The sequence below is a fragment of the Dehalococcoidales bacterium genome, assembly GCA_035529395.1.
Taxonomy (GTDB): domain Bacteria; phylum Chloroflexota; class Dehalococcoidia; order Dehalococcoidales; family Fen-1064; genus DUES01.
Genome location: DATKWT010000154.1, coordinates 1 through 8830, shown reverse-complemented (window position 1 = coordinate 8830; position 8830 = coordinate 1). Strand labels below are relative to the sequence as shown.

Here is an 8830-nt window from a genome sequence, read left to right as displayed (position 1 = left end):
AGTTCATTTTGACGACGTATCCATGCGCTAATAAGATGTTTTGAATCGTTGAAACCTGGTTCAAGTTTAGTATAACCACTGAAAATAAAATTTCCACATTGAGGACATTTATATAGAGAAGCATCCGTATTCTGGCGGGCTGAGGGGGGTTCTGCTAATGCACTTGAACATACAGGACATTGTGTATCAGACATGATATCTTTACTCCTTAAATAATCCTGGTGATAAGAAGGCAATACTATTATATAACCACGATATACCCTTGTATAGGAAAATGGGCAATCAATCAATATCTTGCCAACCCATAAAAACAATCAGGGGAAATAAGACAATCAGGCGTACGTCAGGCTCGGGGTTCTCAGCCCTGCTGGCTCTCGGCCTGCTTCGGCATCAGCACGCCCACAGGGCACCGTCTGGTGCACTCCATGCAGGAAGTGCATCGGTCCTCATCACCAAAGAAAGCGATAACGGTGTCACTGCCTCGGTTCATGAAGCGCAGGGAGCTGCGTCCGTGGAGTTGCATACACGTCTCCACGCAGATTCCACAGAGTATGCACTTGTTGGGGTCATAGTCGAAGCAAGGTGGGGACGTGTCCAGGGGCAGCTCTTCTTTCGGCGGCCAGAGGCGCAGGATACGCTTGCGGTCGATGCGCAGGTGGGACATCAGCTTCTGCAACTCGCATTTCCTGCTGCTGGGACAGCCCCGGCAGGTGGCGTGGTGGTTGGCAATCAGCAGTTCGGCTATCGGACGGATTGCCCGGTCTATCTGCGGACTCTTCGTCGTGACCGTCATCCCCGGCTCTACCGGCGTCCGGCACGCGGTGACCATCCGGCCGTTGCCTGTTTCCACCATGCAGAGTCGGCAGGCCCCCTGTCCGGGAAGCTCGGGATGGAAGCACAGATGGGGAATGTAGATGTCATTATCCAGCGCTGCCTGCAAAACGGACGTCCCTTCATCAGCCTTTACGGCCACACCATCGATTGTCAGCGTTATCTTCTTCATTGCTCTCGTACTGTTACTGGTAGGCTGAACACACCCCGGCAGGGCAGTGTCCCTCGATGATATGCGCCTCGTATTCGTCGCGGAAGTAGCGGATGGTAGTCAGTACCGGATTGGGCGCACTCTTCCCCAGGGCACAGAGAGATGTCTCTGCTATCGACTCGCCCAGCTCGACCAGTAACTCGATATCGCCCGGCCGGCCCTCTTTACGACAGATACCGTCAAGGATATCATACATCTGCTTGGTACCGACCCGGCATGGTACGCACTGACCGCATGACTCTCGCCGGGTGAAGTCCAGGAAATAGCGGGCGACATCCACCATGCAGGTGTCCTGGTCCATGACAATCATGCCCCCGGAACCCATCATTGAGCCGGCCTCTGTCAGGGAATCGAAGTCCACCGGCAGGTTCAATAGCTCCGCAGGCATGCAGCCGCCGGAAGGCCCCCCGGTCTGGACGGCCTTAAATGCCCGACCGCCGAGAATACCACCGCCGATATCGTAGATTATCTCGCGGAGTCTGGTGCCCATGGGTACCTCGACAAGGCCGGTATTGACCACATTGCCTGCCAGCGAAAAGATGGCCGTCCCCTTGCAGGTCTCTGTACCCCGGCTGGCGAACGAGTCACCACCGTTATTGATGACCACCGGTATGCTGGCGAATGTCTTGACGTTGTTGAGCAGGGTTGGCTTGTCCCAGAGTCCTATCTCGGTTGTACGCGGGCGAGGAAACGCCTTCGGTATACCTCGCCCACCTTCAATGGAACGTACCAGCGCGGTGGATTCGCCGCAGACGAACGCCCCGGCACCCTGGAATATGTGTATATCGAAATCGAAACCGGTACCCATCACGTCCTTGCCCAGGTAACCTCTTTCCCGGGCCTGACTGATAGCCGTCCTGAGTCGTGCTACTGCGCGGGGGTACTCGGCACGCACGAATATATAACCGGTATCGGAACCGACGGCATAACCGGCAATAATCATTCCTTCCAGTATCGAGTGGGGGTCACCTTCCATGACGGCGCAGTCCTGGAAAGCACCGGGGTCACCCTCATCGGCGTTGCAGATGACGTATTTCTGCTCCGCCATTTCCACCCGGCAGGTCTCCCACTTCCTTCCCGCGGGGAATCCGGCGCCACCAAGGCCGCGGAGCCCGGAGGACTTAACCTCCTCGATAATGTCTTCGGGTGTCATCCCGGTGATGGCTTTTCGTGCCGCTCCGTAGCCGCCGGCACTCACGAAATCATCGATGCTGTCAGGGTCGATATTGCCCAGGTTACGCAGAACAAAGCGCTGCTGCTTGTAATAGAAGGGAATGTCCCTGAAGAAGGCCAGGGGTCGGGCGATGACCGTGTCGTAGTAGAAGAGACGCTCAACGGGCTTCCCATCAGGCAGTAGCGACCGGGCGATATCGGTGATGTCGTCAGGGCTGACTTTTGCGTAGAGGATGCCATCAGGTTCGATAGCAACGAGGGGAGCAGCCTGGCAAAGGCCGTGGCAGCCGGTACCTCTTACCAGGACACTATCGCTCAGATTGAGCTCGGTTATCTCAGCCCTCAGCAGAGAGAGTATCTGTTCGGCTCCGGCCGAAATACAGCCCGTACCCTGGCAGACGTTGACGGTCCGCTGCTTAGCTGTCATCCGTCTCCTCTTCGGGCAGGCTGTGCATAACCTCATCCGCTTTTCTGGTGGTCAGTTCCCCGTGCACATTGTTGTTAACCTTGATGGCCGGGGCCAGCGCACAGCACCCCATGCATGCCACAGTCTCCAGGGTGTATTTCATGTCGGACGATGTCTCGCCTTCGGAAATGCCAGTCTGGTTTTCCAATTCCTCCAGAATCCGTGGTGCTCCGCGAATATGACAGGCGGTACCCCGGCAGACCTGGACGTGGTATTTGCCGATGGGTGTTAACCGGAACTGGGAGTAGAAAGAGGCCACCGAGTATATCTCACCAACGTCGATAACGAGGAACTCCGCTATGGCCTGTATTCCCCCCTCGGGCAGATAGCCGACTTTATGCTGGACGTCCAGTAGAATTGGCAGGAGCTGGCCCGGACTGTTAACGTGAGAAGAAAGAATATCAATAACGAATTCTTCCGGCGATTGCTCAGCCACGGGACCTCCATTCATCTAGCCGCTTGCCAGGTTTCATCAGGGTAATGCCGGATACTCGTCCAGTCGGGGATGTCCTTCAGGATACCACTGGCAGACACGGCAATCGGGGTCAGATATAAGAATCTGGTGAGTATCCAATACGCCACAGCCAGTAATATTCTGATTCCAGTACTTGAGCACATGTTCGCTACGTTTGTGCCTCCAGGCTATTCAATGATAGAACTCTTACGCCTGCACTGTCAAGGTCTTTCAACTGCACCATATTATCTTGACATAGCAGGCGTAACTTGCTAAACTTCCGTTACCTCATACCACTTATTTATACTACTTATAATATTGTCCACAATGGTCCCGGTGGCAGGAAAGGCGTTACCGTCCGATATGACCTCAGCAGAATCCTTCGATAAGGGTCTTGTCCAGGTCTTCACGGGAGAGGGTAGGGGGAAGACATCGGCAGCAATTGGGACGGTGGTGCGTGCCCTGGGCAACGGGTTGAGGGTCTTCATCGTAGCCTTTATGAAAGCGGGTCACCCTTCCGGTGAGTGGGAAATGCTTTCCGGACTGCAGAATGTCAGCGTTGCCAGGTTCGGCACAAGAGCTTTCGTGGACCCCGACAATCCCGGTCCAGAAGACAGGGAGCAGGCGGCACAGGCGTTAAAGACAGCACGCGGGGCGATGCTCAGCGGCGACTACGAACTGGTGGTACTCGACGAGGTGAATGTGGCCGTAACCTGGAAGCTGGTTGAACTGGACGAAGTGCTTCGGTTGATTGAAGATAAACCAGGAAACGTTGAGCTGATTCTCACCGGCCGCGGTGCTGACAAAGAGATAGTCAGGGTGGCCGACCTGGTTACCGAGATGCTCAATATCAAGCATCCCTACGAAAAAGGAATCGTAGCGCGCAAGGGAATCGAATACTAGCCGGACACCACGAAAGGAGAATATCGATGCGCATTACTCTGAGTGTTATCAAGGCAGACGTCGGTGGCTACGTGGGGCACTCTGAATCTCATCCGGACCTTCTGTCCAGGGCTGCTGAATGCCTGGTCAAGCCCAAGAGCGATGGTCTGCTGGTCGACTACCATGTGACCAAGTGCGGGGATGACCTACAGCTTATCATGACCCATCAGCAGGGAGAAGATAACGAAATAATCCATAAACTGGCCTGGGACACCTTTGTTGACTGCACCGAAGTAGCCAAAACACTGAAGCTGCACGGCGCAGGGCAGGACCTGCTGGCCGATGCTTTTTCTGGCAATGTCCGGGGTATGGGGCCGGGTGTCGCCGAGATGGAGTTCGAAGAGCGAGGAGCGGAGACGGTCATCATCTTTATGGCGGATAAGACATCGTCCGGGGCATGGAATCTACCGCTATACAAGATATTCGCCGACCCTTTCAACACTGTCGGCCTGGTGATTGCCGACAACATGCATGACGGTTTCAGCTTTGAGGTACACGACATCAAAGAAGGTAAGAAGATAATACTGAATGCGCCCGATGAGATTTACGACCTGCTGGTCCTTATCGGGGCGACATCACGCTACATGGTGAAGTCAGTGCGTAACCGGCGGACCAACGAGATAGCATCCGCCTCTTCAACACAGCACCTTGCCTATATTGCCGGTCGATACGTGGGTAAGGATGACCCGGTATGTATTGTCCGCTCCCAGGGTGAGTTCCCCGCGGTAGGGGAGGTCCTGGAGCCGTTCGCATTCCCGCTCCTGGTGGAGGGCTGGATGCGGGGCTCGCACTATGGCCCCATGATGCCGGTCTCCATCCCGGATAGCACACCGACCCGGTTTGACGGCCCCCCCAGAGTGGTTGCTGCCGGTTTTCAGCTAAGCGATGGCAAGCTCGTTGGACCGCGTGACATGTTTGCCGATAAGTCCTATGACAATGCTCGACAGCGTGCCAGTGATATCGCTGACTACATGCGGCAGCACGGTCCGTTTGAGCCGCACCGCTTGCCCCTGGATGAGATGGAGTATACCACCATGCCGCAGGTAATGGAGAAGATTGGCGGTCGGTTCATCGACATCCCGAAGGACTCGTAAGAGTGGTTATCCCGGTTGCTGGGGTTCAAGGGCATGGTTAAACTGCTCCTGGCGACGAACAATAATGGTAAGGTAAATGAGTACAGAAATCTGCTCCGGGAGCTTCCTTTCCAGGTAGTTACCCTGGCGGAACAGGGAATTATCACCGTGGTCGATGAGGTGGGCAGCACCCTGGAGGAGAATGCCAGACTGAAGGCGACCGTCATGGCGAACGAGAGCGGACTGCTGGCACTGGCGGATGATTCCGGACTGGAGGTCGATGCTCTGGATGGGGAACCCGGCCCCCTCTCTGCGCGCTATGCCGGGGAAAACGCTTCGGACGGAGACAGGGTAAGTTACTTACTGTCACGAATGAAAGATGTGCCTTGGACGGAGCGAACGGCACATTTCCGCTGTGTTATCGCCCTGGCTTCACCTGATGGTAGAATAGAGTTGTGCTCCGGGGAGTGCGATGGATTGATAATGATCAAACCGCAGGGTGAGAGCGGCTTTGGTTATGACCCTGTTTTCTACCTTCCCGAACTGGATATGACGATGGCCGAACTGCCCCTGGAAACGAAGAACCGTATCAGCCACCGGGGGCGAGCCGCCAGGGAAGCTTGTCGTGTGCTGGCCGGATGGACGGAGGGTCACTGATTCAGCGGGCCGGAGTCCGGGCACTGAGAAAGGGCGCAACAGACTATTGAGTATCTGGCGCTATTGGTATATACTACTTGATTACACGTTGCATTATGAGTTCGGGGGTAAATCATGAAACTATCATGTCTTCAGGAGAATCTGAACCGTGGGCTTGGTGTTGTCGGGAGAGCGGTTGCTGCCAGGACAACCCTGCCGATAACCAATAATGTGCTTCTGGCTACTGATGAGTCTCGCTTGAAGCTGGTTGCTACCAATCTGGAAATGGCCATCAGCCACTGGATTGGAGCCAAGGTCGAAGAGGAAGGGGATATTACGGTACCGGCCCGGCTGCTCACCGAGTTTGTCGGTTCGCTGCCCAGCGATAAGGTAGACCTGAACCTTCCAACAAGCTCAAAGACCCTTGAGGTGACCTGCGCGCGCTTTGAAGCCCGAATCAGCGGGGTTGATGCTAAGGACTTCCCGCCGATACCCAAAGTCAGTGAAGGAATCAATACCAGGGTGGAGGTAGACCACCTTCGCCAGGGTATAACCCAGGTTGTCTTCGCGGTGGCTACGGAGGAATCGCGTCCGGTGCTCACCGGCGTTGATGCCATGTTTGAGGGTGACGTGTTGACACTGGCCGCCGCCGACGGTTTCCGGCTGGCGGTATACAAGCTGCCCCTGGCTACTCCCGTTAGTGAAAAGACCGAGGTTATTATCCCGGGGCGGACCCTGGCCGAGGTCAACAGGCTGATGGGTGATGACGAAGAAGTTATTGACATAACGGTGAATCCCAACAAGAGCCAGATACTGTTCCACATGAAGAACACGGAGCTGGTCTCCCAGCTTGTCCAGGGAACATTCCCACAGTACAGCCAGCTAATACCCCAGAGCAGCAATACCAAAGTAGTCGTGGATGTTGCCGAGTTCCTCCGGGCAACGAAGACCGCTTCGATATTCGCCCGCGATGGCAGCGGGATTGTTCGACTGGTGGCGACACCGGGGAGTGGTGAGCTAACCACGGGCAAGATTACCATTTCTGCCCGGTCTGAGGAATTAGGTGACGATGTCGGTGAGATTGATGCTACTGTTGATGGTGAAGAAGCGAAGATTGCCTTCAACGGGAAGTATATCATAGACGTACTCACTGTTCTCCGCGAAAAGCAGGTGGTGCTGGAGACAACCAATCCCTCGAGCCCCGGCGTAATCCGGCCCGTTGGCGTGGACAACTATACCCACGTCGTCATGCCTATGTTCGTTCAATGGTAGGTAAACCGTGTGATGACGAGGTCGTGGTGATATCTATAGGGATTGTGCCTGTAATCTCCACCTGATCACAGGTAATGGTCACTCTAATATTGAGTATCTCCAAAGCCAGCCGCTTGTCATCGAATGTGCAATTGATCAGGTTTTTCTGAACCCATTGTAAAATTCGGACAAGTTAATTTCAACCTCGTTAAGCCTCGTATGCTGTTGCTTCATGTTACGGAATCCGGTTAGTTGCCTCTCGTCGGTCTCGTGATATCCGCGCGTATGCTGAAGTTGAAATCATACGTGCTGTTGTCACAGGTCGATCAAGATCGGTAACTGGGCCATTGAGGTCTGCAGATACGTCAACCTCGATGAACATGGAGGGCATGGCATAGACGGAGGGCCTCTTATCTACGTGTCTGTCACAGAGCATTCGGCAGAATGAGGGATTACACCTCTATGGTATAAGGACTCTGGCAAACCCGTAAAGATGACACAAGAAGGCGACTCTTCAGGATCTCTTCCCGGACCGGCGTACCCATCCTTGCCTGATGGAACTCAAAGGCTATATGATTATCCGTGTAGTGTTTCTTGTTCCTGAAAACATTCCCGTTTACTTTACCGGATTACTAACATTTCCGGCTGTCCAGTATCCGGGAAGGAGGTCACGGAGCCTTGAAAAGACGTATAATCAATCCCCTTGCTCGCTAATAATGGTGCCGGATACATTGAGAAAATCATCACTAAAATTATTAGAGCACCGTTGTGGCAGGTCAGGAACCTTTCAATTTCCATCTAACACTTTTATACTGCTACTCCTTGTATGGCCATACGTTATTCCAATATTGTCTTACTCAACTTATTACGTCTGCTCAGGAACACAGGAATCAGTATCGCCATCAGCAGGGTCGCTGTTATAAAGCCCCAGAAAGTCACGGTAGGAACTACAGGGGGTTGAGTAGGCTGATAGAGACCGGCATCAATAGTGATATTGGATTCTCCACTGGTAATTGTGAAAATTGCTGTCTGTCCAGTAGTCACATTAGCATCACTATCTGTGGTATCATCTACACCCTGGTCCTGTGGTGTTAAGCTATAGCCTGCTGGTGCTACAAATTCAACGTAGTAATCGCCCGGAGCTAAACCCGTGAAGCTGTAAAAGCCGCTGGCGTCGGTCGTGGTAGTTGCTATCAGATTATCCGCGCTGTCATAAAGATTTACCGTAACACCAGCCAGGCCAGCCTCACCTGCATCCTGGATGCCATTCTGATTGGCATCCTCCCAGACAAAGTCACTGACGCTACCGGGTTGATAGAGACCGGCGTCAATAGTAGTGTTGGATTCTCCACTGGAGATTGTGAAAACTACTGTCTGTCCTGTCGTCACATCAGCATCACTATCCAGGGTATCATCTACACCCTGGTTCTGTGGTGTGAAGTTATAGCCTGCCGGCGCTACAAATTCAACGTAGTAATCGCCCGGGTACAAATCCGTGAAGCTGTAAAAGCCGCTGGCGTCGGTGGTGGCAGTTGCCAGCAAATTACCCGCGCCGTCATAAAGGTTTACCGTAACACCAGCTAGACCGGGCTCGCTTGCATCCTGTATACCGTTCTGATTGGTATCCACCCAGACAAAATCACTGATGCTGGCGCCTTCATCGGGACTGAGGCCGGCGTCAATGGTGGTATTGGCTTCGCCCGCGGCAAGGGTGAATGTTGCTGTCTTTCCTGTAGCCACATCAGCATCACTGTCTACGGCATCATCCGCACCCTGGTCCTGTGGTACGAAAT

General features: G+C 53.9%; 9 protein-coding genes. 4 read left to right on the top strand and 5 right to left on the bottom strand.

Features of this window, described 5'->3' with window-relative positions; translation table 11 throughout:
- The 4 genes from VMW13_09865 to nuoE form a co-directional block, all read right to left on the bottom strand.
- A partial coding sequence (locus VMW13_09865; protein ID HUV45121.1) for a hypothetical protein occupies window positions 1–194 on the bottom strand: 194 nt, incomplete at its 3' end.
- 164 nt (window positions 195–358) lie between these two features.
- Complete coding sequence (locus tag VMW13_09860) at window positions 359–1003, bottom strand: 2Fe-2S iron-sulfur cluster-binding protein (GenBank protein ID HUV45120.1); 645 nt, start codon at window positions 1001–1003, stop codon at window positions 359–361.
- Between the two features lie 13 nt (window positions 1004–1016).
- Window positions 1017–2642 (bottom strand): NuoF family protein, encoded by a 1626-nt coding sequence (locus tag VMW13_09855; GenBank protein HUV45119.1) that lies wholly within the window; start codon window positions 2640–2642, stop codon window positions 1017–1019.
- Complete coding sequence (gene nuoE / locus VMW13_09850; GenBank protein ID HUV45118.1) at window positions 2632–3117, bottom strand: NADH-quinone oxidoreductase subunit NuoE; 486 nt, start codon at window positions 3115–3117, stop codon at window positions 2632–2634. Before nuoE ends, VMW13_09855 begins: the two co-directional genes overlap by 11 nt.
- Before the next feature lie 381 nt (window positions 3118–3498).
- On the opposite strand from nuoE, the gene VMW13_09845 reads away from it, so the two are divergent.
- The 4 genes from VMW13_09845 to dnaN all read left to right on the top strand — a co-directional run bounded on the left by VMW13_09845 (window position 3499) and on the right by dnaN (window position 7058).
- The gene (locus tag VMW13_09845) at window positions 3499–4038 is read left to right on the top strand and encodes a cob(I)yrinic acid a,c-diamide adenosyltransferase (protein ID HUV45117.1); all 540 of its coding nucleotides are present in this window, start codon (window positions 3499–3501) and stop codon (window positions 4036–4038) included.
- A gap of 26 nt (window positions 4039–4064) precedes the next feature.
- Window positions 4065–5171 carry a fructose-1,6-bisphosphate aldolase/phosphatase gene (gene fbp / locus VMW13_09840; protein HUV45116.1) on the top strand — a complete coding sequence of 369 codons (1107 nt, stop codon included), beginning with the start codon at window positions 4065–4067 and terminating at the stop codon, window positions 5169–5171.
- Between the two features lie 33 nt (window positions 5172–5204).
- Complete coding sequence (locus VMW13_09835) at window positions 5205–5807, top strand: XTP/dITP diphosphatase (GenBank protein ID HUV45115.1); 603 nt, start codon at window positions 5205–5207, stop codon at window positions 5805–5807.
- 114 nt (window positions 5808–5921) lie between these two features.
- On the top strand, window positions 5922–7058 hold the full coding sequence (dnaN, locus tag VMW13_09830) for a DNA polymerase III subunit beta (GenBank protein ID HUV45114.1): 1137 nt from the start codon (window positions 5922–5924) through the stop codon (window positions 7056–7058).
- Window positions 7059–7874: 816 nt separating this feature from the next.
- Here the strand turns inward: dnaN and VMW13_09825 are convergent.
- Window positions 7875–8830 (bottom strand): SdrD B-like domain-containing protein (locus VMW13_09825; protein ID HUV45113.1); only part of this gene is annotated, 956 nt, incomplete at its 5' end.

Bases quoted from the DNA above. Each gene is read 5' to 3' on its own strand.
- VMW13_09860 (HUV45120.1), bottom strand. From the start codon at position 1,003: ATGAAGAAGATAACGCTGACAATCGATGGTGTGGCCGTAAAGGCTGAT.
- VMW13_09855 (HUV45119.1), bottom strand. From the start codon at position 2,642: ATGACAGCTAAGCAGCGGACCGTCAACGTCTGCCAGGGTACGGGCTGT.
- VMW13_09845 (HUV45117.1), top strand. From the start codon at position 3,499: ATGACCTCAGCAGAATCCTTCGATAAGGGTCTTGTCCAGGTCTTCACG.
- fbp (HUV45116.1), top strand. From the start codon at position 4,065: ATGCGCATTACTCTGAGTGTTATCAAGGCAGACGTCGGTGGCTACGTG.
- VMW13_09835 (HUV45115.1), top strand. From the start codon at position 5,205: ATGGTTAAACTGCTCCTGGCGACGAACAATAATGGTAAGGTAAATGAG.
- dnaN (HUV45114.1), top strand. From the start codon at position 5,922: ATGAAACTATCATGTCTTCAGGAGAATCTGAACCGTGGGCTTGGTGTT.